Below are 26,092 nucleotides of genomic sequence, written 5' to 3' on the forward strand. Positions count from 1 at the left end.
TGGGTGCGCTCCTACAACGAGATGATGCGATGTGCCGCGCAGCGGCACGAGCCTTTAAACCTCCCCTGTGTGGCGGTGAGGGGCGGACGATCAGGCCCCGCAGGGGTGCCCGACAAGGATGTCGGGCACTTTTCGTCCGGGCAGGAGCCCGGTCGAAAAGCCCGGCCGCCCCTCACGGACTGGTCGGGCGCAGCCCGGCCAGCGCCACGCGGGGTGCTCTTTCTTTTGGTTACTTTTCTTTGAGCAAGCAAAGAAAAGTGACCCGGCCTCCGGCAGGAGGACGGAAGCCCGCGGCAGGCGAGCAAGTTGGCGACAATGCCAGATCAAAAGCCAAAGTCACTGCACTACTCGCAAAGCTCGCCCCTTCGGGGCCGACCTACGGGCGTTCTGTCCGCTTCGCGCTTGTCCTGCCTACGCAGGAGTGACGGATAGGAAGGATCGCGGCGAAAGGCTGTCGCGCACTGGGTGCGCTCCTACAAAGGACGGCCGGGTGGGCCGGCAATGACGCGATAATCAAACTCGCGCCCCAACGACCCGCGTATCACTCCACCTCAACCGCCAACTCCGCCACCTTGTGCGGAACTTTCCGCTCCCGCCAATGCGGCACACCGCTCCACGACGTGCCCGCCGTCCCATTGGCCAACGCGCGACTCACCGCACGACGCTCCAGATGCGGCGCAAACACACTGATGAAATCCAGCGCGTACTCGCGCAGCACACTCTCACGGCGCAGCACGATCCACGTCGTGCACGGCTCGAACAACTGGTCCGCATCCAGCTCGCGCAAATCCGTATCGAGCTCCCGCTGGAACGCCATCTCCGCCAGCACGCCAATGCCGAGACCCTCGCGGACATAAGTCTTGATCAGGTCCGCATCACTCGCCGTCATCGCGATCTGCGGATGCAGGTTGGCGGCATGGAAGGCGCGCGCCAGTGAGGACTCCGGCTTGAGCGAGGAGTCATAGCTGATGATCGGATGTGCCGCCAGTTGCTGCAGCGTGGGCGCCTGTTTCTGCCTGGCCAGCGGATGACTGCCAGGCACCAGTACGATGCGGTTCCAGCGATAGGCGGGCAGGGCGATGCCGCTCGGCGGCGGTGCACCAGCGGCGGTACTGACGATGGCCAGATCCACCTGGCCACCTTCCAGCAGCGACATCACATCCGAATCGCTGACAGGCTGCAGATGCACGCTTACCTGCGGATAGCTCCGGCTCAACGAGGCGACCGAGCTGGGCAGCGCGAAGCGCGCTTGCGTGTGCGTGGTGGCGATGCGCAGCGTTCCGTGCGATTCGTTGCGCAGGTTGGCGGCGATGGAGCGGATATTGGCTGCTTCGGCCAGGATGACGCGCGCGCGCTCGAGCACATGGGTGCCAGCGTTCGTGATCGCGTGCAAGCTGCGCCCCTTGCGATGGAACAGCTGGAAGCCGAGTTCGTCTTCGAGCTGGCGCAGCAACTTGCTGAGGCCCGGCTGGGTGGCGTGCACCCGCTCGGCTGCCAGGGTGATGTTCAGGCCGGCATCAGCGATGGCGACCAGGTAGCGCAGTTGGGTAAGGGTCATGGCTCAGGTTCCGCAGGCAATCGAGGGAGTGGTGGCTCGCAGTCGCGGAACGGATACATCGCGCGGACCTGCCTGATGGCCGGCTGCCGTTGCAGCAGGCCATGTGCGTACCCCTTGGTTTGCGATGGCTATCCATGGGCTCGGGTTCGTGGGATGTCTGGATTTAGACGTCTATACAGTGATTGTTGCGATGCGTCAACACTCGGGGCTGCGCTGCGGACTTATAACCACGGGTGATATTCCGCGCCCGATAAATCATTTGTGCGGCGGCAGGCGGCTACCTAGCGTGATGCGGACCATCCCGTTTCCCCAGCCGGAGTCTGTCGTTCGATGAAGCTGTATCCACTGTTCGCTGATCTCTCCGGTCGCCAGGTGCTGGTGGTCGGCGGCGGCCTGGTGGGCGAGCGCAAGGCTGCGGCGCTGGTGGAGGCGGGCGCCACCGTGATCGTCGGCGCCCCCGAGCTCTCGCCCGCCTTGCAGGCATGGGTGGCGCAGGGGCGCGTGCGGTGGCGCATCGGTCTTTTCGAGGCATCGTGGCTGGAGAACGTGTGGCTGGTGATCGCTGCGACCGATGACGCCACCTTGCATCGGCGCATTCGTGAGTTGGCCGAGGCGCGGCAGCTGTTCGTCAATGTGGTGGACGATGCCGAGCAGTCGAGTTTCCACGTGCCGGCGGTGATTGACCGCTCACCCGTCACCATCGCCATCTCCAGCGGTGGACATGCACCGATGCTGGCGCGCCTGCTGCGTGAGCGCCTGGAAGTGCTGGTCGATCCCGTGGTGGGCCCGCTCGCTGCATTGCTGGCCGATATGCGCGGGCAAATCCGCAAGCACTTGCCGGACGTAGCGCTGCGCAGGCGCTACTACGAGCGCCTGCTGGTCGGTCCCGTACAGAGTCTGCTGCGCCGTGGGCAGCGCGCTTTGGCCGAAGCCTCGGCGGAGCGGTTGCTCGAATCGTTCGATGTGCCGCGAGCCGGTTCGGTCGTTCTGCTCGGCGCGGGTCCGGGCGATCCGGGGCTGCTCACCTTGCGTGGGCTGCGCGCGCTCAACGAAGCCGACGTGATCCTCCACGACCGCCTGGTGAGCCATGACGTACTGGCGCTGGCGCGCCGTGATGCCGAGCGCATCGAGGTGGCCAAGCAGGCCGGCAACCATCACACGACGCAGGCGCAGATCCATGCGTTGATGCTGGAGCACGCCGCTGCCGGCAAACGCGTGGTGCGGTTGAAGGGTGGCGATCCCTTCGTGTTCGGGCGTGGCGGCGAAGAACTCGAGTTCCTTCGCCAACACGGCATTCCCTATGAAGTGGTGCCCGGCATCACTGCTGCGCTGGCCTGCGCGGCGTATGCCGGCGTGCCGCTGACCCATCGCGATCACGCGCAGTCGGTGCGACTGGTGACCGCCCATTGCCGCGACTCCATCGATACCCTGGACTGGCCGGCATTGGCCCAGGAGAAGCAGACGCTGGCCGTCTATATGGGCACCAGCGAATTGCCGGTGATCCAGCAGCGGCTGATCGCCCACGGTCGCTCCAGCCACACGCCGTTTGCGCTGGTGGAGAATGGATCGCGCCCCGAGCAGCGCGTCATCACCGGCACGCTGGACAGCCTGGCGGAGCGCGCCGCGGCCAGCGAAGTACGCTCGCCGGCGCTGCTGATCGTCGGCGAAGTGGCTGCACTCGCGAAGACGCTGGCCTGGTTCGGACGTCCGCCGCTCGACGCTGCGCCACCCTTGGTCGAGGCGGCTTGACACAACCTTAGCCCATGCAGGCGCACCATCGCGTGCGCCGTCCATCCCATCCATGTCGCGCCACGGAGTGACTTCATGATTTACGACAGCATCCTCGACACCATCGGCAATACGCCCATCGTGCGCATCCACCGCCTGGCGCCGAAGCACGTGACGCTGTACGCCAAGGTGGAGGCCTTCAATCCGGCCGGCTCGGTGAAGGATCGTCTGGCCTACGCCATCATCATCGACGCGGAGCAGAAGGGCCTGATCAAGCCCGGGCAGACCGTGGTGGAGGCGACCTCGGGCAATACGGGCGTGGCGCTGGCGGCGGTATGCGCGGCGCGTGGCTATCCCTTCGTGGCGGTGATGACGGAAACCTTCTCGATCGAGCGCCGCAAGCTGATGCGTGCCTATGGCGCCAAGGTGGTGCTGACACCCGCTGCCGAGCGCGGCACCGGCATGGTTCGCAAGGCGAAGGAACTCGCCGAGAAGCACGGCTGGTTCCTGGCACGGCAGTTCGAGAACCCGGCCAACCCGTCTTATCACCGCAACACCACGGCGCCGGAAATCCTGCGGGATTTCGCCGGCAAGCGGCTCGACTACTTCGTCAGCGGCTGGGGCACCGGCGGCACGCTTACCGGCGTGGGCGAGGTGCTCAGGGTGGCTCGCCCCGAGGTGAAGGTGATCGCCACCGAACCGGCGGGCGCCTCGCTGCTGTCGGGCAAGGAGTGGCAGCCGCACAAGATCCAGGGCTGGACCCCGGACTTCGTGCCCGCCGTGCTCAACCGCGAGGTGGCACACCAGATCGTGCCGGTCGATGACGTGGTGGCCCGCGATACCTCGCGTGCGCTGGCGCAGAAGGAAGGCATCTTCGTGGGCATCTCGGCCGGTGCCACGGTGGCTGCCGCGCTACAGGTGGCCAAGGATGCGCCGGAAGGCGCCGTGCTGCTGGCGATGCTGCCGGACACCGGCGAACGCTACCTCTCGACCTTCCTGTTGGAAGGTGTCAACGAAGGCTCGGACGAAATCGAGTGAATCGAGGCATGACATTGCCCTGATTCCCGGTCTTCCTTGTGGGAGCGCACCTTGTGCGCGACAAGCCTACGGAGTGGCGATATCGCGGTTCCGCAGTCGCGCACAGGGTGCGCTCCCACAGGTCACGGCATTCCGGCGCAAGATGCTGATGTCTTGCGGTTTTAGCGCCGATGCGCGGTTTCCCATTCCGCGATCAGTTTCTGGCCCACCGATGCCAAGGCATTGATCGCAGGCAGCAGCTCCCGGCCCAGCGGCGTCAGCGCGTATTCCGCCGACGGTGGCGAGGTATGCAGCACGCGGCGTGTCACCAGTCCCCTCGATTCCAGTTCGCGCAGGCGTGCACTCAGCACGCGCGCCGAGATGCGCGGCAGGTCATGGCGCAGCTCACCGAAGCGTCGCGGTTCACCGCTCAGCGACCACACGACATTGGGTGCCCAAGCGCCACGCAGCAGGCCCAGTACCTCGCTGAGCGGGCAGGTGGGTGGTGGGGCGACTTTGCTCTTGCGGACGGGGAGGCCCATGGCGCTACCGGTAACTGGATGGTTACCGCATTTTAGGCGTAACCATGGGTTAGGTGGTATCCAATAGTAACCATGGGTGGCTAGCATGGCGCTTCCTCCGCGACGGGACGTCGCGACGAAGGTTCCCCACCACTGGAGATATGCCATGAAGCTTTACTACGCCGCCGGCGCCTGCTCGCTTTCCCCGCACATCGTGGCCCTGGAAGCCGGCATTCCGCTGGAGCTGGAGAAGGTGGACACCAAGGAGAAGCGCACTGCGAGCGGCGCCGACTACTGGCAGATCAATCCCAAGGGCTATGTGCCGGCGCTGGTGCTGGACGATGGCGAGCTGCTCACCGAAGGCCCGGCCATCGTGCAGTACCTCGCGGACCAGAAGCCCGACAGCAAGCTCGCGCCGGCCAACGGCACCGCCGCGCGCTATCGCCTGCAGGAGATGTTGGGCTACATCAACTCCGAGCTGCACAAGACCTACACGCCGCTGTTCAAGCCCGATACGCCGGACGCGGTGCGCCAGGAGCGCAAGGACTACCTGCGCAAGCGCTACACCTTGCTTGAGCAGCATCTGGCCAAGCATGACTGGCTGGTGGGCGACCATTTCAGCGTGGCCGATGCCTATCTGTTCACCGTGACCAACTGGGCCAAGCACGTGGCGCTCGACCTTTCGGATTTCCCCGCGCTGCAGGCCTTTCAGAAGCGTGTGAGCGAGCGGCCGAACGTGCAGAAGGCGCTGGAAGTGGAGGGTCTGCTGAAGGCCGCCTGATTCATCGACACAACTCCCCGGAGTCCACCCTGTGCACAGCGGGGCAGCCAATGCCGCGATCAAAGATGTTTCATTCTGTGTCTCGGCAACTGCCCGGCTGCTGCCGGCCGCAGATGTGCTGGATGGCATCGTGTATTGCGGTGCTGCAGGATGCTGAACAGTGCAATCTCTCGATGTTTAGCTGGACAGGGTTTGCGAGGTTACGGACGACGTTGATCCAAGACTAAGACTCACGCGGGAGCGCCTGCAGTCGCTCCCGAAGCATGCGATATATTGCGAGGGATGTTGGCGGCCTACGCCGTCCGCAACCCTCGACAAGGATGGCATGTGTGAATTCTGGACAACGATTCGCGGTTGGCGTGCTTTTGCTATCGATGTTTGTCAGCCATCTGGCTTTATCCGCAGAGCCGGTTGCTGACTGCGAAAAGACGGCCAAGGTGCAACTGGGCATGGCCGAAAAGCAGCTGAAACACCTGCTGGGAAATCCATCGAGTGTTGAACTGGGTGGAGGACAGGTCACCTACCAGTGGGCAAACGATGCAGGAGATTCGGTCCGCGTCCTGTTCATACGTGAGCCCGGTGTTACCTATAAGGACAGCAAGGCCGTCATGGCCTCCGTACGTTGCAAGGGAGCTCGCTCCGATCTTGTCGCTCCGGAATGGTCTGCGCGCGTCGGCATTCAGGCGTTGAGAACCTTGCCGGGCGGACGAGCCTTGCCTCTCCGGCTTCCGTTTGAGGAGGGAGAGTATTTCCTGGCCTATGCGGCACAAGAGCAGGACGGCAGGCGATATTTGGAGTATTTGCCCCAGGGGCAGAATCTCGGGCAATGGAGGGAAATGGTGTCCTCCTACCTGAATCCGCCTGGCGTGACTCCACAGCAGGTTTTCGAGTCGATCGAAACGGGACAGGCAAAGCTTGGGAATCCACATTTCAAGCGGCTTGCAGCGAACGCGGGCCGGATTTGCGCCGGTTACCCCGTATTGGGCAATACCTTCGTCGAGTACTTGACAGTGTGCTGGAAGTCTTTTGGCAACAACGCGTTGGACATGGTCCACTCGATCCGCATTTACAACCCCTCAAGGCAGCAGCGGGAAGACTTCATTGCGGAGCACGAGGCGCAGGCTCAAAGGCGTGCTGACGCGTTGGATGCCATGCGTCAAGTGATTCCCCCGGACTTCAGCAGACAGGCCTCCGTCTATTTCACGACGAATGGCACAGAGGATGGCGACGTATGGGTTCCGGCCGAACGCCCGGCAAACGCGAGCGGCCAGATGGAGAAGTCTGCCGAGTAAGCGTGATGGAAGGGCGTGCCCTGGGTTCGAGCAGCCCGCGAGCCAGCTCGCAATGGGCTGCTTCCCACCCGAATGCATAGGGTGCAAACAGAAAAAGGGCCGCTCGGAAGGGCGGCCCTTTTGCTCATCTGCTGTGAGGTGGATCAGATGTCCTTCGCCAGCGGTTCGGCGAGGCCGATGTAACCGCCCGGCGTCAGGTCAAGCAGGCGCTGCTTTGCATCGGCCGGTAGGTCCAGGCCGGTGATGAAGGTGCGCATCGAGTCCCTGGTGATGCCCTGGCCGCGCGTCAGCGCCTTCAGCTGCTCGTACGGTTCCGGCAGGCCATAGCGGCGCATCACGGTCTGCACGGCTTCGGCCAGTACTTCCCAGCTCGCGTCGAGATCGGCGGCGAGGCGGTCGGCATTGATGGTGAGCTTGCCCAGGCCCTTCTTCAGCGATTCCAGCGCCACCAGGGTGTGGCCGAACGCCGTGCCCAGCGCGCGCAGCACGGTGGAGTCGGTGAGGTCGCGCTGCCAGCGGCTGATCGGCAGCTTCTCGGCAAAGTGGCCGAGCAGGGCGTTGGCGAGGCCGAAGTTGCCTTCGGCATTCTCGAAGTCAATCGGGTTGACCTTGTGTGGCATGGTCGACGAGCCCACTTCGCCCGCCTTCAATGCCTGCTTGAAGTAGCCCAGCGAAATGTAGCCCCAGATGTCGCGCGCCAGGTCGATCAGGATGATGTTGGCGCGGCGGATCACGTCGCAGTATTCGGCGACGCCGTCATGCGGTTCGATCTGCGTGGTGTACGGGTTGTAGTCCAGGCCCAGGCTTTCCACGAAACGCTGCGAGAACGCGCGCCAGTCGAGTTCCGGGTAGGTGATGGCATGGGCGTTGTAGTTGCCCACGGCGCCGTTGATCTTGCCTGGGACTTCCAGCGCGACGAGCTGCTTGCGCTGGCGCTCCAGGCGAGCGACCACGTTGGCCAGCTCCTTGCCCAACGTGCTCGGCGAAGCGGTCTGTCCGTGCGTGCGCGAGAGCATCGGCAGCGCAGCGTTCTCGTGCGCCAGTGCGCGCAGCTTGGCGATGATGCCGTCGATCATCGGCAGCAGCACCTGCTCGCGCGCATCGCGCAGCATCAGCGCGTAGGAAAGATTGTTGATGTCTTCGCTGGTGCAGGCGAAGTGCACGAATTCCTTGGCCTGGGCCAGCGACGCGTCGTTGCCGATGCGTTCCTTGATGAAGTACTCCACCGCCTTGACGTCGTGGTTGGTGGTGGCCTCGATGGTCTTGATGCGCGCGCCGTCATCCACGCTGAAGTCGGCGGCGATGCCCTTGAGCTTGGCGATCTGCTCGGCGGTGAATGCCGGCAGCTCCTCGATGCCCTTGTCCGCGGCCAGCGCCAGCAGCCACTCGATCTCCACATGCACGCGGCGATGCATCAGGCCGAACTCGCTGAAGATCGGGCGCAGCGTTTCGACCTTGCTGGCGTAGCGGCCGTCCAGCGGCGACAGGGCGGTCAGGGCATGGGAGGACATCGGGGGTGTTCCAAGGCGGGAAAGGGGAGATTTTACAACAGGGGAGGAAGGGGGCGTTTTGCGCCCCCGACCAGGGCGTAGCCTTTTCTCCCTCTCCCCGCCGGGGAGAGGGTTGGGGTGAGGGGCCAATCTAGCCTCACGCCCCATGGCAGCGCCCGCACTCCCTTGTAGGAGCGCACCATGTGCGCGACCGCCTTTCGCCCCGGTCTTTATCGCTCATCATCCCAGCGAAGGCTGGACAAGCGCGTAGCGCGCAGAACGCCCGCAGGGCTACTCCGAAGGGGCGAGCGTAGTGAGTCATCCAGTGATTTGGCTCTCTGCTTCCGGGCGTGATGTTCCGGCCAGCTTGCTCGCCTGCCGCGGGCTTCCGCCGGCCTGCCGGCCGCCGGGTTACTTCTCTTTGCGTGGCCAAAGAGAAGTAACCAAGAGAAAGGCCACCCCGATGCCGCGCCTTCCGGGCTATCGCCCGGAAGGTTCGCGGGCGGGTTGCGGGGTTTGTCGACAGGGCGTCCTGCCCTGACGACAAACTGGCCGGCGTCCTTGCCGGCCACCCTTCGGGCTGTTCCTCCACCCGCCCGCCGCGTCATAGGGGAGGGGAGATCAAAAGCCAAAACGAAGAGCCGACTCCTCTCCCTGTAGGAGCGCACCCAGTGCGCGACCGCCTTGCGCCCCGGTCTCGGAGGTCAAAAGCCAAAAGCAAACGCCAAAACCAAAGCTGAGGCTGAGCCGAGGGCAGTGTGAATGCGCGACTCGCAGCAAACATCGGCCACGCACGCGAATGTTTTCCACAGCCCGTGTGGAAGCCCATGGGCGAAGCCTGTGGATAGATGCTCTAAATGCTTGATGCCAAAGCAGGCCGATACGCACTGCTACTTCTTTGCCCACCACGATGTGCCGCGCAGCGGCACGAGCCTGTAAACCTCCCCTGTGTGGCGGTGAGGGGTGGACGAACAGGCCCCGCAGGGGTGCCCGACAAGGATGTCGGGCACTTTTCGTCCGGGCAGGAGCCCGGTCGAAAAGCCCGGCCGCCCCTCACGGACTGGCTGGGCCACAGGCCCGGCCAGCGCCACGCGGGGTGCTCTTTCTTTTGGTTACTTTTCTTTGAGCAAGCAAAGAAAAGTGACCCGGGCCGCGGCAGCGGCTCGGAAGCCCGCGGCAGGCGGGCAAGGTCTCCGCAATGCCAGATCAAAAGCGAAAGTCACTGGATTCCCGCATTCGCGGGAATGACGATGCGGACCGAGTCGACCGGTCTCCTGCCCGGACGAAAAGTGCCCGACGTCGCGAAAGGCGATCGCGCACTGGGTGCGCTCCTACAGGAAGGGGGAGGTGATTGCGCGCCTCCCTTGGCAGCTCTCTAACGCGCCCCGACCTATAGTCCAACCCATCTCCCCGAGGACTCCCAAGGTCATGAGCCAGTTCCGCATCGAACACGACAGCATGGGCGAGCTCAAGGTGCCGGCCAAAGCACTGTATGGCGCGCAGACCCAGCGCGCAGTCGACAACTTCCCGATCTCCGGCATGCACATGCCACGCGACTTCATCCGCGCGCTGGGTCTGATCAAGGCAGCTGCGGCCGATGCGAATTTCCTGCTCGGGCATGTGAAGAAGAACCAGGCGCACGCGATCCGCAAGGCCGCCCTGGCGGTGGCCGAAGGCGAGTACGACGACCAGTTTCCGATCGACGTGTTCCAGACCGGCTCCGGCACCAGCACCAACATGAACGCCAACGAGGTGATCGCCCACGTCGCCAGCCAGGGCAGCCTGAAGGTGCACCCCAACGATCACGTCAATTACGGGCAAAGCTCCAACGATGTGATCCCGACGACCATCCATGTGAGCGCCACGCTCACCACCAGCCAGAGGTTGCTGCCCGCGCTCAAGCATCTCAAGCGCACCATCGACCGGCGCGCGCGTGAATTGCGTAACGTGCCCAAGACTGGTCGCACGCACTTGATGGATGCGATGCCGGTGACGTTCGGTCAGGAGTTGTCGGGTTGGGCCGCGCAGATCGGTTCGGCGATCGAGCGTATCCAGGACAGCCTGATGCGCATGCGGCGCCTGCCGCTGGGTGGTACGGCAGTGGGCACGGGCATCAATGCCGATCCGAAGTTCGGCCTGGCGGTGGCGCGGGAATTGAAGAAGCTCACTGGCGTGAGCTTCGAATCGGCCGGCAATTTCTTCGAGGGCATGGCGGCGCAAGACGCGGCGGTGGAGTTGTCGGGCCAGCTCAAGACGCTGGCGGTGGCGCTCATGAAGATCGCCAACGATCTGCGCTGGATGAACTCCGGACCGCTCGCCGGCCTTGGCGAGATCGAGCTGCCCGCACTCCAGCCGGGTTCGTCGATCATGCCGGGCAAGGTGAATCCGGTGATTCCCGAAGCCACCGCGATGGTGGCGGCGCAGGTGATCGGCAGCGACGCGGCAATCACCATTGCCGGTCAGTCGGGCAACTTCCAGCTCAACGTGATGCTGCCGCTGGTGGCGCATAACCTGCTGCAGTCGATCGGCATCCTGTCCAACGTGAGTGTGCTGCTGGCCGACAAGGCCATCGCCGGTTTCAAGGTGAACACGGCACACGTAAAGGAAGCGCTGGCGAAGAATCCGATCCTGGTGACGGCACTCAATCCGGTGATCGGGTACGAGAAGGGCGCGGCGACGGCCAAGCAGGCTTACAAGGAAAAGCGGCCGATCCTCGACGTGGCGCTGGAGACGACCGGCCTGCCGAAGGCGGATCTGCAGAAGCTGCTCGATCCGATGGCGCTGACCAAGGGAGGCATCCATGGCGGTGGTGGCGGGGGCGGTTGAGCCGACATCAACGCAACAGATCGCTCTACCTGTGGGAGCGCACCCTGTGCGCGACTGCGGAGCCTCATGGTCGCCGCTTCGTAAGGCCGTCGCGCACAGGGTGCGCTCCCACAGTGTTTCTTCGTTTTACTGCGCAGTGTCCTTGCGGCACTTCTCGACATTCGCATCGCCCAGCGCGTGCGCATAGGGCTTGAACGCTTCCAGCTGCGTAGCCAGTTCGTCCTGTGCGGATTTCATGGTCGCCACGTCTTCGCAGATCTTCGCGGCCGCCTGCTTCACGTTCGCCGCGGCTTCCTCGGCCTTGGCACGCACGGCTTCGGCGCCTTCGGCACCGGTGATCTTGTCGGCCGCGGCTGTCACGGCCTGCGTTGCGGTGGAGGCGCCCGCTTTGCCTGTGGCAATGGCATCGGTGCGCATGGTCTGCGCGGCGGCGTTGTAGCTTTGCAGCAGGGTGCGCTGCGCATCGTTTACGGCGACATCATGGCCGTCGATGGCAAGTTGTCCCTGTGCGTTCACCGTTGCATCGGGCACGCCGGACGCCTTGATGGTGACGACCCCGTCATGCAGCGTGATGCGATTGTTGATGAAGTCGGTGCTGCCGCCCAATACATGCACGTCGTCGTCCGAACCGCTGCATGCAGTGGTCAGTGCCGCCAGGATGAGTACGCAGGGCAGGTAGCGGAAAGACATGGCGGGACTCCTTGGCATGAGAGGGCAGCAGCGGAAGTGGCTCCGCCAATGACGCCTGATCGTAGCGGCGCGGGCCGGTATATCGCCTGTCCCTATGGTCATGAACCCACCAGACTGCTCGCCTGAAGAGATGCCCCACCCGCACTCCGCATCCATGCGGAAGGTACGGGCGGGACATGACCGTCAACCTTCGTCGCGCATCCGTCGGAAACCGATGGCAGAGGCGACCGTAACGACCGGCGCAGGCGCCGGATAAATCCTGATCAGTCCGAGAACACGGCAAAGCCCGGCTTGCCGTTCTCGTCAGTGTGCTTGCCGCAATCGTCCACGTCTTTCTGCGTCATCGTCGCGTAGGGCTGGAAGGCCGGCATGGCGGCCGCCAGTTTCTGCTGCGAAGCCATCAGGTCGGGCATGCGCTTGCACAGTTGGATGGCGGCGGCCTCGATCTTGTCCGTCTGCGGCTTGATGTCGCTTTCGATTTCCTTGTCGCTCTTGCCGCTGAGCTTGCCGAAGATCGCCTCCCTGGCGATGCCGAGGCCCATGTTGGCGCTGTTTGCACCGATGTCCATGCCGGCCATGGCGATGCCCAGGATCTGCTGGCGGTAGTCCACCAGCAAGGCGTGCTGTTCGGGCGTGTCCTTTACCGGGCTGCCGTCGATCACCAGGGTGCCTTCCGGAGTGATCACGGCCTTCTCTCGGTGGCCGGTGCTGTGCGAATGGTTGCCGACGTGGACATTGGTGACGTCGATGTCCTTGGTCGGCAGCTCCTGCTTGGCCTTCTCGATGCCTTTCTGGATCTGCGCGCCGATGAACGTCGGGGAGGTTTGCTCCTGCGCCTGTTTTACCGCCTGTGCTACATCGCTGTTGCCCTGGTCGGACTGGCTGCAGGCGGCCAGCGGCAGCAGCAGGGTCAATGCCATGAAGCGGCTGGCGAATGCGTTGGTGCCCATGATGAATTCCCCTTGCGAATGCGTTTGGATGTCAGCTGTCGTCGCGGACCCGGCGATACCAGATGGCACCGGCGATCAGCACCGCACCGGCCAGCACACCCAGCCACAGGTTCGGCGAGGCGAGCAGGGTGTAGGAGTGCATCGGCGACAGCACGCTCAGCGGGTCGTGGGAGTCGCCGAGATCCTCCAGGGCGCTATCGCTGTAGGCGATATTGGAGCCGGGGAACACGCTCAGCAGGGCGCGCTGCACGATGTTCTTCCAGAACCACACGGTCGGCAGGTTGAACAGGCCCATGATGCCGAACCAGCTCACCAGCAGACCCAGCACCGCCGGCACCGCCACCGCCCACAGGAAGGGCTTGCTGCGCGTCCAGGCCGAGCAGAACATCAGCCAGCCCACCGAGGGGATGGCCCACAGTGCGTACAGCGGGATGTTGCTGACCAGCGTGCCGATGGCGCGGAACGGATGGGACAGCGTGATCAGCTGCCAGGCGTTCACGTGGTGCATCGACAGCACCAGGGCAAAGATCACCAGCTGTACGAGGCCGATGATTACGCCCACGACCACGGCGATGACCGGTGCCAGGACCGTCGCGCTAACGACTTTCGACAGCACCGTGCTGGTGTTGGAGATAGGCAGCGATTTCCAGAACAGGATGCTGCGGTCGCGGCGATCGTCGTACAGCGCACCCAGGCAGTAGAACAGCACCACGATGCCCATGACCATGCTGATCAGTCCCATCGAGGACAGCATCGCGATGTCGAGTCCGGTGCCGATCTGCGCCAGGTCGCCCTGGTTGGCCTGCGCGATCATCATCTGCACGTTGTTGCCGCCGATGTTGAAGCCGTGGCGTGCACCGACCACTTCGGCCGTGATGATGGCCATGACGTTCAGGACCAGGAACACCACGCCGGTGACGATCGGGGCCCACAGGAAGCCGCCCCGGTGCTCCCAGAATTCGCGTTTCACGAGCCAGTAGAAGGTTTTCATGCGTAGGTTCCCTTCATGGTGGCAACAAACAGGTCGCTGACGGTGGGCCTGCGTACCTCGCCTATGCTTTCGAGCGTGGCGCGGTCGGCGCCGTCGAACAGGAAGATGCTCTTGCCGAACACCTGGCGCTCGTCCAGCGGCTTCATGCTGCGTGCGGTGGCGGCCTGGTCGGCGCTTACCATCACTTCGGCGAAACGCTCGCCGACGGCTTCCATGTCGGTATCCAGCACGATCTTGCCGTCGCGGATGAACATCAGGTCGGTGAGGATGTGTTCGATCTCTTCCACCTGGTGGGTGGTGACGATGATGGTCTTGTTCTCGTCGAAATAGTCTTCAAGCAGGCTCTGGTAGAACTGCTTGCGGTAGAGGATGTCCAGGCCCAGCGTCGGCTCGTCCAGCACCAGCAGGCGGGCGTCGATCGCCATCACCAGGGCCAGGTGCAGCTGCACGATCATGCCCTTGGACATCTGCTTGACGCGCTGTTCCGGCTGGAGCTTGGTGCGCGCCAGGAAGGCCTCGCACTTGGCCCGGTTGAAGCGGGGGTGCACGTTGGCCACGAAATCGACGGCCTCGCGAACCTTCAGCCAGCGCGGCAGCACCGCCACGTCGGCGATGAAGCACACCTGTTCCATCAGGCGGTCACGCTGGGTGCGCGGGTCGAAGCCCAGCACGTTCAGCTCTCCCTGGAAATCGGTAAGGCCGAGGATGGCCTTGAGCGCCGTGGTCTTGCCGGCTCCGTTCGGGCCGATCAGCCCCACGATGCGGCCCGACTCGATGCGGAAATTCACATGATCCAGCGCCAAGGCATTCTTGTAGCGCTTATTGAGACCGTTGGCGGTCACGACCGCGTTCATGACTGGCTCTCCCCATTGGCCGACGTGTTGTCCGACGCTTCACGCATCAGGGTCTTCAGATCCAGCCCGAGGCGCTGCAGGCGCGCAAACAGCGCCGGCCATTCCTCGCGCAGGAAGCGCTCCCGTTCGGACTTGAGCAGCGCTTCCCTGGCTCCATCGATCACGAACATGCCCAATCCCCTCCTTTTTTCCACCAGTTGATCGTCGACCAGTTCCTGGTACGCCTTCGAGACAGTCAGAGGGTTGATCTGAAAGTCTGCAGCAACCTGGCGTACTGACGGCAGCGGGTCGCCCTCGTTCAAGGCGCCGTCCAGAATCATCGCCACCACGCGTTCGCGGAGCTGGCGGTAAATCGGGACGCTGTCGTTCCAGGTAATGGTCATACGGTTATTCCTTGCTGATACGGCCGAACTGATTGCCAAACGAATAGTAGGGCATGGCCAGCTGTGCCCCGAGCACGCCATGACTGGCGGCGGCTTCCGTACGGAGCAGCGGGGTGGCCAGGGCTGCCACGCCGGCGTCGGAATACAGGGCGGCAGTGCGCAGATCCTCAGCCGTCGGGTGGACCACCACCGGAGCCAGGTCGATGACCTTGACGCCGTTGATCTCAGAAACCGGGAGACTGCGGACGTTGGAGTTGATGGCGGCCAGGCCTACCGTAGTGAACAGGGCAGCGGCGGCCAGTGCTAGCAGGTTATTCGCTTTCATGGCGGGTCTCCTTTAGTGACCTCGTGGACCGGTGTTGTAGTGAACTATAACACCATAATCGAAACGGTCAATAGCTCGGGCTGAAATTCGCAACATGACTGATGGCCTATAAAGCTGAACGAGTGTTCGGGCCAGGCCGGGCCCTCCCGGTGACGCTTAGCTTCCCCCTCGGGGCGTCGGACTGGCAGAAGCGGTCATCAGCCATCGCGGGTGACAGGCATCACCTCGTGTCGCGTGGGGTATCGCCATGGTTCAATGACGCCATCGACCCACAGGAAGGCACTCCATGGATGTCGGTCTGACCGGACGCGTCGTTGTCATCACCGGCGCAAGCAAGGGGATTGGCCTGGCGTGTGCGAAAGCGTTCGCGCGCGAAGGCGCCAAGGTGGTCGGCGTGTCGCGTGACCTTGGCCACCTGCACGCTGCGCAGCGGGAGCTCCAGCAGGAAGGACTGCATCTGGATATCGCGGCGGCGGACCTGCGCGACAGCGTGGCGGCGCAGATGGTCGTCGAGTACATCGAGAACGCATTCGGCCCGATCGACGTGCTGGTCAACTGCGCCGGCGCCGCCAAACGCACGCCCATCCACGAGCTGCATGCGGACGCCATGCAGGCGGCGATGCAGGCGAAGTACTTCACTTATATGCACATCACCGATCCGGTGATCCGCCACATGGCGGCGCGTGGCCGCGGCAGCATCGTCAACGTGGTCGGGCAGGGCGGCAAGCAGGCCAATCCCATCCATATTGGCGGTGGTGCCGCCAATGCCGCCTTGATGCTCGCTTCGGTCGGTTATGCCAATGCCTATGCCGCGAAGGGCGTGCGGGTGAACGTGATCAATCCGGGCATGACGAACACGGGGCGGGTGCAGGAGGGTCTCAGCGCATCGTCACGCGCCAGCGGTCGGTCCTCAGACGAAGTGCTTGCCGAACAACTGGCGGAAATCCCCATGGGACGCATGGCCGAGCCCGAAGAAGTGGCCGACGTCGCCGTGTTCCTTGCATCGCCGCGAGCCAGTTATGTCACGGGCGCGGTGATTCCGATGGATGGTGGAAAATCGAGCGTGATCTGATCTTCGTTGCATGGCATCAAGCCGTACGCGTACGGGGCATCGCGAGCTGACATGTGGGGGCAGGTACTGATGACAGTGCAGTCCGGGCAACACGAGTCGAGCCAGCCAAGCAGTCACGCATTCGCGGACTGCGATTCACGTTTCTTTTATCCCGCTTTTTTAATCGTCTGCCGACAAGTGGCGGTGTCCTGATGCGCGTGCGCGGAAAGGACTTGCGTGCTGGCCCGAGCCACGCCGCCGACAATCTCAATGAAGCCGGGGGAAGTGATGCACCGCACAGCGGATGACTGCAGCACCCACGGAAACTTGATCTTCGAAGGTGTCGCCGACGGTCGTGTCGGGTTCGTCGCAACTGCACGGCAAGGATCATCGAGCACGGGCTCGACGACACGAAGGAGGCACGACGCCGTTTCATCGGCGTGCGTAGAAGTGCGGGGCGTCAAGCTCGCGAAGCCGCGCGAACACTCCGTGGCCCTCCGCTACTGACCCAAGGAAACATTCCATGCGGTTCTCTCCTCATGCTTGTTTGGGTTTCGCTCTCCTGGGCTGGTGCATTGGGCTGGGTGCCCAGGCGTCGCCGCCACAGGACACCACGCGCGAGAGCACGCCCGCGTCGCATGGCACCGAACAGGTTGTACCTGCAGGTTCGATAGCGCCGCCGGCGACCGCCGATGTCATCGCGAGCCAGGGCACGATGGCCGTCCAGTCGCGCGACCTCTCGATGGGCCAGATGGGAGCGTACGGCGGCATCAAGTTGCGCGGCCTCGATCCCACCAGCACCTTGAACGTTTCGGTCCGCAACGACGAGGTGGTGACCGGCGCGAAGCTCAAGCTGACCTATACGTACTCGCCTTCGCTCATCTACGAGCTGTCGCACCTCAAGGTGTACGTCAATGGCGAAGTGGTCGCGACGCTGCCGCTGGACAAGGATTCGGCAGGCCATCCGGTGACACGGGTGGTCGATCTCGACCCGCACCTGTTCACCGATTTCAATCGCGTCAGCGTGCAGATGATCGCGCACTACACGCTGGATCATTGCGAGGACCCTTATCACTCGGCCCTGTGGACCGACATCAGTCCCGACACCGTGCTGACGCTGACGACGTCGCGCATCGGTCTCCCCAACAGTCTCGCCTTGCTGCCGGCGCCGTTCTTCGATCGCCGTGACAATCGTCGCCTCACGCTTCCCTTCGTGCTTCCCGCGCAGGCGGATGCCGCCACGCTGCGTGCTGCGGGCGTGGTGTCGTCCTGGTTCGGTGCGCTGGCGGGCTGGCGTGGTGCGCGTTTCCCGGTGGCCTCCGCTCCGCCGCAGGATGCCAATGCAATCGCGTTCGCCCTGCCCAATGCGCATCCGGAAGGACTGATGCTGGGCGAGATCAAGGGACCCACCGTGATGGTGGTGCCCAACCCTGCCAGCCCGCCGGAATCGGGTCGCAAGCTGCTGGTCATCGCCGGGCGCGATACCAAGGAACTGCAGCTGGCTGCCGAAGCGCTGGTGCTGGGGCAGGTCGGCATGTCGGGCGACCAGGCGCTCGTGAAGTCCGTGGACCTGGGACCGGAACGCAAGCCCTATGACGCGCCCAACTGGGCGCCGGTGGATCGCCCCGTGGGTTTCAAGGAGCTGGTCACCGATCCGCAGCAGCTCGAAACCTCGGGGTTCAATCCGCAGCCGATCCGGGTGGATGTGCGGCTGCCGCCCGACCTGTTCGCCTGGGCACGGCACAGCGTGCCGCTGGACGTTCGCTATCGCTACACCGCGCCGTCCAGCTACAACGATTCGGTGATCAACATCGGCGTCAACGATCAGCTGCTGCGTTCGGTGCGCCTGCGTCCGGCCGATCCCTCGGGTGTCGAGCGACAGCTCAACGTGCCGTTGCTGTCCGGATCCGAAGCGCGCGGCACGGAAGAAGTCCGCGTGCCGGCGTTGGTCATCGGCGCCAACAACCAGTTCCAGTTCCAGTTCCACATGGATTCGCAGAAGACGGGCTTGTGCGTCTCGACCGCCACCAACAGTGCGCGTGCTGCAATCGATCCCGATTCCAGCATCGACTTCAGCCAGTTCGTGCACTACACGGCGATGCCAAACCTCGCGTTCTTCGCCGCCAGCGGTTTCCCGTTCACCCGCATGGCCGACCTCGCGGATACGGCGGTGGTGATGCCCGACAAGCCGGACGCCAATGAAGTGGAAGCGATGCTCACCATGCTGGGACAGATGGGGCGATGGAGCGGGCTGCCAGCCTTGCGCGTGTCGGTCGTACCCGCGGGAGCCGCGGACAGCGTGCGGGATCGCGACCTGCTGGTGATCGGCACGGGGTCGGCCTCGGATCTGCTGGCGAAATGGGGCAAGGGCCTGCCCATGCTGATCGAGCGCAGCCAGAACGAACTCGCGCTGCGCGAGCGTTTCGGCGATCGCAGCCAGTCCGCGGGCGGTCCGATCGGCCGTGCAGCGATGAGCGTCAACGGGCCCACGGCTGCTTTCGTGGGTTTCCAGTCGCCTTACGCCAAGGGCAAGAGCGTGGTGGCGTTGTCGGCCAGTGGCTCGACGCAGCTTGGCGACCTGCTCGACATGCTGGCCGACGATGCCCGTGTGGGCGAGATACGGGGCGACCTGGCCGTGGTGCGGCAGAAATCCATCGTCTCGCTCTCGGTGGGCGATACCTATTACGTGGGCCACCTGCCGTGGTACGCGTGGCTTTGGGTGCGGATTTCGCAGCATCCGGGGCTGATGGCGCTTGCGGGCATCCTGGCGGGCCTGTTCGTTGCACTCACCGTGTTCTGGGCGCTGGGACGCATCGCCGCCCGCCGCCTCGAAAGGTGACCCGTGGCCCGCACTCCGATGCCCCTGCTACGCATGCTGTTGACCGCCGTTACGGTGCTGGCGTCCGGCGCCGCATCGGCGGGCACCTGCGCGTGGCCGGACTGGGACACGTTCAAGCAAGCCACGATGAGCCCGGACGGCCGCGTCATCGACCACAGTTCGCCGCAGCAGATCACGGTATCGGAAGGGCAGGCCTATGCCTTGTTCTTCGCGCTCGTGGCCAATGACCGCAAGACTTTCGACCGCGTGCTGAACTGGACGCAGAACAACCTGGCGCAGGGCGACCTCACGGCGCATCTGCCCGCGTGGATCTGGGGCCAGCATGAAGCGGGGAGTACGTCGGCTGAAGCCAAGGGCAAGACGCCTGCAGGCTGGGGCGTGCTCGACACCAATTCGGCATCGGATGCGGACCTTTGGATCGCCTATACCCTGATCGAGGCTGGTCGGCTCTGGCACGAGCGCAGCTACACGGCGCTCGGCACCGTGCTCGCTCGAACCATCCTGGCGAAGGAAACCGAAACCCTGCCAGGGTTGGGACGTACCGTGCTGCCCGGGCCCGTCGGCTTCCGGCCGCAGGAGGGCGCGTGGCGGCTCAACCCTAGCTATGTTCCGCTGCAGGTGATGCAGCGCCTTGCCACGGCCTTGCCCGAGCAAAGCGAATGGACGGCCATACGCGACAGCTCGATCAAGGTCGTCACGGACACGGCGCCGCACGGTTTCTCTCCCGACTGGGTGATCTATCGCCGCGACAAGGGCTTCGGCCCGGATGAGCCGTCGAAGGCCGAGAGCGCATACAACGCGATCCGCGTGTACCTGTGGGCGGGCACGATGGCTGCGGATGCGCCATCGCGTGGCGCCGCGCTCGACGCCTTCCGTCCGTTGGCGGAGTTCGTGCAGGCGCATGGTTTTCCGCCGGAGCGCGTCGATACGCAGACCGGCGTCGCGGGTGCCAACGCCGGCAACGCCGGCTTCTCCGCCGCGGTGGCGCCCTATCTCGCAGCGTTGGGCCGCAACGATCTGGCGCAGGCACAAGAGCAGCGCGTGCGTTCGCTCACCGCGAAGGAGCCGCTGGGCTATTACAGCAGCGTGCTGGTGCTGTTCGGCCTTGGCTATCTTGATGGCCAGTATCGCTTCGATGCGAGCGGCGCCGTCATTCCCGCCTGGACGTCGACATGTCCCGCGGCCCATTGATGGGGTGGCTCACACCGCTCGGTGTGTTGCTGATGATCGGCGGCGCGCCCGCGATCGTGCTCGCGCAGGATGCCGCGCCCAGCCCGCAGGTAAAGCAGCTGCTGGATTCGGCGCGGACCTGGCAGGCCAAGAGCCGCCCCGACATGGCGCGCGGCATCGTCGAGAAGATCCTGCTGATCGACCCCACGCAACCCGATGCGCTCGGGCTGCTGGGCCAGATCGAGCTGACGTCGAACCGGCCCGCGGAAGCTGGCAAGGTGCTGCAGCAGCTGCAGAAGAGTCATCCGAACCATCCGGCCACGCTGGAGCTGGCCGATGCGTACCGTCTTGCCACTACCGACAAGATGGCATTGGCCCAGGCGCGCCTGCTGGCACGCTCAGGCAAGTCGGACGAAGCGTGGCAGCGCATGCAGGCACTGTTTCCCCGCGGCGCACCCAGCGGTGCGGTGGCGCAGGACTACTACCGCATCATGGCCGGCGCGACCGGCGGCCGTGATCGTGCGCTGGCCGAGTTGCGCCAGCGCATGGCACAGCATCCTGACGATCTCGGCCTCGCACTGACACTGGCCGACCTGCTTACCGATCGCGCCGGCACGCGCATCGAAGGACTGCAGATCATCTATCGGGTCTACCAGCGGCCCGACAGCAATCGCGCACAGGCACTCGAGCTGTGGCGGCGGGCGCTCAACAGTGCAGGGCAGGACGATCCGGCGTACTACGTCTGGTACCAGCGCTATCTCAAGGAAGTGCCGGATGACAGCAGCGCCAAGGAAGCCTTGGCGGCACTGGCCAAGAAGGGCGGTGCAACCTATGTCGCACCGCCTCCTGGTTCCGCCGCGGTGGCAGGAGAAGGTGGAGGCGCTCGCGCATCTTCCGAGTCCTCGGCATCGGCGCGACAGGGGGCGGCGCTGGGTGAGCAGGGTCTTGCACGCTTGCGCGAAGGCAAGCACGACGAGGCGCGCGCACTGTTCGCGCGTGCGTTGAAGCTCGATCCGGACAACGCTTCCAAATGGCGTGGCCTGATGGCGACGGCCACCTTCTGGGGCACGCTGTCGAAAGCGCGGACGGCCAACGCGCAGGGACACCCGGAGCAGGGCGAAGCACTTGCACGCGATGCGCTGCGCCAGCAGCCACACCAGGCCGATGCGAGCAAGGTGCTTGCCAGTGCGCTGATCGCGCAGAAGAAGTGGCCCGAGGCCGAAGCCGTGCTGCGTCCGATGGTGGAGGCGCCCAAGCCCGACGTCGATGCACTGGAGCTGCTGGTCAAGGTACTGATCGAAACGCATCGCACCGACGAAGTCGCGCCCCTGATCGACCAGGTCGCACAACGCTACCAGGGCTCGGGTCCGCAGATGGACGCGCTGCGGGCCCACCTGCTGTCGATCCAGGCCGACCAGTTGATCGCGGAAGAGAAGCGCGGCCCCGCCGTGCTCAAGCTCGAGCAGGCGGTGGGCCTCACGCCCAAAGATGCGTGGCTGCGTTACACGCTGGCGCGGCAGTACCGCGAGCTCGGCCTGCCTGCGCTGGGACGCGGCGTGATGGAAGACGGCCTGAAGGCCGCACCGTCGCCGGACATGCGCTACGCGAGCGCGCTCTATCTCAATTCGCTGGACGACATCGACACGGCAAGCGCCGTGTTGGCCCAGGTGCCCGAAGCGGATCGCTCCGACGGCATGCGCTCGCTCGCGCGCAATCTCAAAGCCCAGCAGGATCTGCGCGATGCGCGGCAGCTTGCGGCACAGGGACGCCGTGCGGAGGCCGCGCAACGTCTGGATCGCATCGCCACCGAGGTGCAGGACGATCCGCAGATGCTGGCAAGCGTGGGTCGTGAATGGATCGCGCTCGGCGAACCGGACAAGGGCCTCAAGCTGGTGCGCGACTGGCTCGATGCGCATCCCGGCGATCCGGCCATCGGCGTTCGCCTCCGCTATGGCGAACTGCTGGCGGCCGCCAACCGCGATGACCAGTTGCCTGCGTGGATTGCCGATGCGCGTGCGCGTCCGGGCGTGACCGCCGAACAGCAGGCCCAGTTCGACGACCAACTGTTGCGCCTTTCGTTGCGCAAGGCGGGCCGCCAGATTGACGCCGGTGATCTCGCCGGAGCGACGAACACGCTTGATGCGGTGCCCGCAGCCGGCAAGGAGGACCGTCGCTGGCTGCTGGCGCAGGCGGACCTGCGAGAGGCAAAGCGTGATTATCGCGGCGCGATGGATTCGGCCCGCGAAGTACTGGTGAAGCATCCCGGCGATCTCGACGCGCGCCTCACCATCGCCCGCATGCAGGAACGACTCGGACAACGCAAGGAAGCCGCGGAGACAGTGCGCCAGGTGCTGGCGGATACGCCACCCGACGACATCAGCACGCGGCTGGCGATCGCGCGCCGCTATACGGCGCAGGGACGCTCGAACGATGCGCTGGTGGTGGTCGATCCGCTTCACCAGCAATACCCGGACCGTTCCGATGTCACTCTGCAGCGCGGCCGCATCGCGCAGGCGCAGGGAGATTTCAACGACGCGGCCGACTACTACCGCACCGCCCAGACGCAGGAGCAGGGCGAGGGCGAATCGCCGAGTCCGGAGGACGGCCTCACCTCGGCCGGGCGTGCGATGCAGGGCCTGGAGGATCGCCGCCAGGGGCAGGTGGCCACGGCGGTGATCCAGTCCAACGAATCGGGCAGCGATGGCATGTCGCGCCTTTACGCCACGGAGATACCGGTTTACGTGCGCATACCGGACGGCTATACCGGGCACTACTTCTTCCATGCCGATTCCGTGCTGCTCGATGCCGGGCGCCTGCCGGCGGATCAGTTCGATCCGGCGTACAAGTTCGGAAAGATCGCGGCGCTGGGCAATAGTGGCCTGGCGCCGACAACCCAGGACGATAAAGGCGTGGCGCTGGCGGCCGGTTACGACTTCAACGGCGTCGACAATACCTGGCGAGCGGACATCGGCACCTCGCCGCAGGGGTTCACCGTCACCAATGTGCTCGGCGGATTTTTCTACCGGCACGATTTCTACAGTTCATCGCTCTCGGCAGACGTCTCGCGCCGTCCGGTGACCAGCAGTCTGGTGTCCTACGCCGGCGTCAGGGATCCAGTCACCGGCGAAACCTGGGGCGGCGTGGTGCGAACCGGCGTCAACGTGCGCGGTGCGCAGGACGTGGGGCGCGTCACGCTGTTCGCATCCGTGGGATACGGCGCGTTGACCGGCCACAATGTGGAGACCAACCACGACTTCAAGATACGCACGGGCGTCGACTGGCCGGTGATGGTTCAACCCGACCAGCGCTTCAGCAGCGGCCTGGTCGTCAATTACTGGCGTTACGACAACAACCAGCATTTCTACACGTTTGGTAACGGCGGCTATTACAGCCCCCAGAAATACGTCTCCATCTCCATCCCGCTGGACTGGACCGGCCGCCGCGGACGTTGGGCGTGGGAGCTGGAAGGTTCGGTGGGCAAGTCGTTCACGCGCGAAGACGAAGCGCCATTCTTCCCCACGCGCCCCGACCTGCAGCAGGCGGCCGTGGCACGCATGGATGCGGCCGATCTCGGCTCGCCGTACTTCGGCACCGGCACGGGCGGCGGCTTCAGCTACACCGTGGCTGGCGCATTGGAGTATCGCCTCACTTCGCACTGGGTGGCGGGCACGCGCTTCAAGCTCGACCGTTCACATGACTACGCCCCCAACCTTGGCACGATCTACCTGCGCTACTTCTTTGACGATCAGCGCATGCCAGTGCCTTATCCGCCCAACCCGGTCCAGCCGTATTCGGCCTACTGAACCGCAGCCACTGGAAACCATCGTCGCGATGAACACTGTCCAGCAAGGTTCCGAACTGCCGCAGCAAGGGCTGTCGCGGGCTCGGTTGCGCCTGAACCAGTCGCTCGCCATCGACGGCCTGCCGCCGTCGCTCGCCGCGCTGGCGACGGGGCAGGTGTACGCGGTGTACGCGAGCCGTTCGGCGGCGCGCGATGCACTGTTCTGGAAGACGGCCGCCAACGCCTTGCCGACGCCGGTCACCGTGATGTCCACGCGCTCCTCCGAAGACATCGCGCTGGCACTGAAACAGCACGGACTGGACATCGACCAGCCGGGCGCGGTGCATCCCCGCTCGAACGTGTGCGCGCTGCGCCTGCCGCCCGACCGCGATGGCTGCGATGTGCTGATCGAGGCGTTGCAGGCACTGTCCGAGCAGTGCGCCGCGCCGGCCACGTCCTTCCTGATCGAGGGCACGGCGGCATGCTTCGCCTGGCACGATCGCACCGCGCTGACCCGCCAGGGTGCGGCGCTCGCCGGCTGGTGTGCGCAGAGTCGCCACACGGTACTGCTGGTCATGCTGCCGCCGCTGGTGGAGCAGGGCGATGGCTTCCTGCCGCTCTCCGACTTCCAGGTTCGCTTTGGCGGCGCCGCGCAACTGGTGCAGGTGCAGGGCGAATTTCGCTGGGAGGTGGCGTTCTGGCGCGACGCCAACAACACGCTCGCAGCCAGCGAATCGATTCCCTTGCGTTTCTCGCCGACTGATCATCGCCTGGTGGCCGTCAGCGACGCGATGAGGGAGCGTACCGAACGTACCGGCCTGATCGCACCCGACGAGATGGTGGTCATGGTGTCACGCCATGCCGTGCAGCATGAGCGCTCGGTGCCCAAGGACTGGCGGGTGCTGGCCGACAATGACGATCTGGTGGCGGAGGCCAGCCACGCGGTGGCGGCCACGGTGATCCTCCATTACGGCATCAAGGGCAACCTCGCCAGGCTCGCCAAGCAGGTGAACCTGCTGAGGCGGACCTGTGGCAAGGCGCTCAAGATCCTCATCCGCGAGGACAACGTAAGCATCCGCTATGAACTCTTGATGCTGAACCTCGGCGCCAACGCGATCATTCCGCGCAGCACGTCGATCGCCCAGGTGGAGATCGCCGTCGACAGCGTGCAAGGCCAGCTGTTCTCGCGTGCCGTGCCCGAGGATTATCGCGCCGCGATCGCCGCCGCGATGCGCGATTCCACCACCGGCTACGTGCCCGCACAGCAATTCGTGAAACTGGTGCGCGAAGCGGTGGAGCGCAGTCGCACCATCCGCCTGCCGAACGTGCTGCTGCGGTTGCTGCTGGAGGCGGACGAGTCCAGTCTCGATGCGCTGCAGGCGTGCAAGGTCCGGCGCACCGGCGACATGTGCACCGCCAGTGGCGACAGCCTGTACCTGTTCTTCTTCGCCTGCCACGTGGATGACGCGAGCAAGGCCACGGCGAAAGTGTTCAACCGACCGCTCGCCGACATGTTCCGTGGCGAGCTGCGTTGCGGCGACCCCGAAACCATCTACGGCATGCTCAACACGCTCGAGGATGAAATCACCGAATTGCCGCCGCCCGATTATTCCAGCCTGGTGGAGGTCGTCGCGCCTGCCGTGTCACCTGCGAAAGAGGGATCGGAGCCGGAGGGAGCAGGGGCTGCGACGGGTGCGGGAGCGAGCGCCCCCGAAGCTGCCAAACCGACGGATGTGCCGCTGTGGGGGCTGTCGGAACTGGATGCCCGGGGGGAAGACGGGACCGCGCTCACCCGCCGGCCGCCACGCCCCGCCTCGCTGCCCATGAAGGCGCGGGGATAACCCG

General features: G+C 64.8%; 19 protein-coding genes. 10 read left to right on the forward strand and 9 right to left on the reverse strand.

All coding sequences use genetic code 11. The features are described 5' to 3' along the window. Nucleotides 1–541: 541 nt before the first annotated feature. Nucleotides 542–1,558 (reverse strand): LysR substrate-binding domain-containing protein, encoded by a 1,017-nt coding sequence (locus EPB08_RS18570; protein WP_130620572.1) that lies wholly within the window; start codon nucleotides 1,556–1,558, stop codon nucleotides 542–544. A 330-nt stretch (nucleotides 1,559–1,888) separates the two neighbouring features. Between EPB08_RS18570 and cysG the strand changes: the two genes are divergently transcribed. Both cysG and cysK read left to right on the forward strand, forming a co-directional pair. Further along, nucleotides 1,889–3,307: a siroheme synthase CysG gene (gene cysG / locus EPB08_RS18575; protein ID WP_130620573.1), complete on the forward strand. Its 1,419-nt coding sequence runs from the start codon at nucleotides 1,889–1,891 to the stop codon at nucleotides 3,305–3,307. Between the two features lie 75 nt (nucleotides 3,308–3,382). Then, nucleotides 3,383–4,324, forward strand: coding sequence for a cysteine synthase A (gene cysK, locus EPB08_RS18580; RefSeq protein ID WP_130620574.1), 942 nt, complete (start codon nucleotides 3,383–3,385; stop codon nucleotides 4,322–4,324). 161 nt (nucleotides 4,325–4,485) lie between these two features. Here cysK and EPB08_RS18585 read toward each other — a convergent pair whose 3' ends face one another. Further along, on the reverse strand, nucleotides 4,486–4,845 hold the full coding sequence (locus EPB08_RS18585) for a winged helix-turn-helix transcriptional regulator (RefSeq protein ID WP_130620575.1): 360 nt from the start codon (nucleotides 4,843–4,845) through the stop codon (nucleotides 4,486–4,488). Between the two features lie 145 nt (nucleotides 4,846–4,990). Here EPB08_RS18585 and gstA point away from each other — a divergent pair, with 145 nt between their 5' ends. Both gstA and EPB08_RS18595 read left to right on the forward strand, forming a co-directional pair. Next, the gene (gstA, locus tag EPB08_RS18590; RefSeq protein ID WP_130620576.1) at nucleotides 4,991–5,605 is read left to right on the forward strand and encodes a glutathione transferase GstA; all 615 of its coding nucleotides are present in this window, start codon (nucleotides 4,991–4,993) and stop codon (nucleotides 5,603–5,605) included. Between the two features lie 329 nt (nucleotides 5,606–5,934). Further along, nucleotides 5,935–6,897, forward strand: coding sequence for a hypothetical protein (locus EPB08_RS18595; RefSeq protein WP_130620577.1), 963 nt, complete (start codon nucleotides 5,935–5,937; stop codon nucleotides 6,895–6,897). A gap of 143 nt (nucleotides 6,898–7,040) precedes the next feature. On the opposite strand, the gene purB is transcribed toward EPB08_RS18595, so the two are convergent. Then, nucleotides 7,041–8,408, reverse strand: coding sequence for an adenylosuccinate lyase (gene purB, locus EPB08_RS18600; protein WP_130620578.1), 1,368 nt, complete (start codon nucleotides 8,406–8,408; stop codon nucleotides 7,041–7,043). 1,407 nt (nucleotides 8,409–9,815) lie between these two features. Here purB and EPB08_RS18605 point away from each other — a divergent pair. Continuing rightward, nucleotides 9,816–11,213 (forward strand): class II fumarate hydratase, encoded by a 1,398-nt coding sequence (locus EPB08_RS18605; RefSeq protein WP_130620579.1) that lies wholly within the window; start codon nucleotides 9,816–9,818, stop codon nucleotides 11,211–11,213. A 126-nt stretch (nucleotides 11,214–11,339) separates the two neighbouring features. Here EPB08_RS18605 and EPB08_RS18610 read toward each other — a convergent pair whose 3' ends face one another. The 6 genes from EPB08_RS18610 to EPB08_RS18635 all read right to left on the reverse strand — a co-directional run bounded on the left by EPB08_RS18610 (nucleotide 11,340) and on the right by EPB08_RS18635 (nucleotide 15,406). Then, the gene (locus EPB08_RS18610) at nucleotides 11,340–11,903 is read right to left on the reverse strand and encodes a DUF2884 family protein (protein WP_165418537.1); all 564 of its coding nucleotides are present in this window, start codon (nucleotides 11,901–11,903) and stop codon (nucleotides 11,340–11,342) included. Nucleotides 11,904–12,166: 263 nt separating this feature from the next. Further along, entirely contained in the window at nucleotides 12,167–12,853 is a 687-nt protein-coding gene (locus EPB08_RS18615) for a YggN family protein (protein ID WP_130620581.1), read from the reverse strand. Nucleotides 12,854–12,884: 31 nt separating this feature from the next. After that, on the reverse strand, nucleotides 12,885–13,844 hold the full coding sequence (locus EPB08_RS18620; protein WP_130620582.1) for a hypothetical protein: 960 nt from the start codon (nucleotides 13,842–13,844) through the stop codon (nucleotides 12,885–12,887). Beyond that, complete coding sequence (locus EPB08_RS18625) at nucleotides 13,841–14,698, reverse strand: ABC transporter ATP-binding protein (protein WP_130620583.1); 858 nt, start codon at nucleotides 14,696–14,698, stop codon at nucleotides 13,841–13,843. The genes EPB08_RS18620 and EPB08_RS18625 overlap by 4 nt, the downstream gene beginning before the upstream one ends. Beyond that, on the reverse strand, nucleotides 14,695–15,081 hold the full coding sequence (locus EPB08_RS18630) for a GntR family transcriptional regulator (RefSeq protein ID WP_130620584.1): 387 nt from the start codon (nucleotides 15,079–15,081) through the stop codon (nucleotides 14,695–14,697). The genes EPB08_RS18625 and EPB08_RS18630 overlap by 4 nt, the downstream gene beginning before the upstream one ends. 4 nt (nucleotides 15,082–15,085) lie before the next feature. Next, nucleotides 15,086–15,406, reverse strand: coding sequence for a hypothetical protein (locus EPB08_RS18635; protein ID WP_130620585.1), 321 nt, complete (start codon nucleotides 15,404–15,406; stop codon nucleotides 15,086–15,088). Between the two features lie 286 nt (nucleotides 15,407–15,692). On the opposite strand from EPB08_RS18635, the gene EPB08_RS18640 reads away from it, so the two are divergent. The 5 genes from EPB08_RS18640 to bcsE all read left to right on the forward strand — a co-directional run bounded on the left by EPB08_RS18640 (nucleotide 15,693) and on the right by bcsE (nucleotide 26,088). After that, nucleotides 15,693–16,478, forward strand: a complete 786-nt coding sequence (locus EPB08_RS18640; RefSeq protein WP_130620586.1) for an SDR family NAD(P)-dependent oxidoreductase — start codon at nucleotides 15,693–15,695, stop codon at nucleotides 16,476–16,478. Nucleotides 16,479–16,980: 502 nt separating this feature from the next. Next, a complete protein-coding gene (gene bcsB, locus EPB08_RS18645) occupies nucleotides 16,981–19,296 on the forward strand; it encodes a cellulose biosynthesis cyclic di-GMP-binding regulatory protein BcsB (protein WP_165418538.1) in 2,316 nt (771 codons plus the stop codon). 3 nt (nucleotides 19,297–19,299) lie between these two features. Then, nucleotides 19,300–20,487: a cellulose synthase complex periplasmic endoglucanase BcsZ gene (bcsZ, locus tag EPB08_RS18650; protein WP_229238405.1), complete on the forward strand. Its 1,188-nt coding sequence runs from the start codon at nucleotides 19,300–19,302 to the stop codon at nucleotides 20,485–20,487. Then, nucleotides 20,469–24,269 (forward strand): cellulose biosynthesis protein BcsC, encoded by a 3,801-nt coding sequence (locus EPB08_RS18655; protein WP_130620587.1) that lies wholly within the window; start codon nucleotides 20,469–20,471, stop codon nucleotides 24,267–24,269. The genes bcsZ and EPB08_RS18655 overlap by 19 nt, the downstream gene beginning before the upstream one ends. A gap of 28 nt (nucleotides 24,270–24,297) precedes the next feature. Beyond that, a complete protein-coding gene (bcsE, locus tag EPB08_RS18660) occupies nucleotides 24,298–26,088 on the forward strand; it encodes a cellulose biosynthesis protein BcsE (protein WP_165418539.1) in 1,791 nt (596 codons plus the stop codon). Nucleotides 26,089–26,092: the final 4 nt, after the last annotated feature.

This window comes from Dyella amyloliquefaciens (assembly GCF_004296575.1).
In the GTDB taxonomy this organism is placed as follows: Bacteria; Pseudomonadota; Gammaproteobacteria; order Xanthomonadales; family Rhodanobacteraceae; genus Dyella; species Dyella amyloliquefaciens.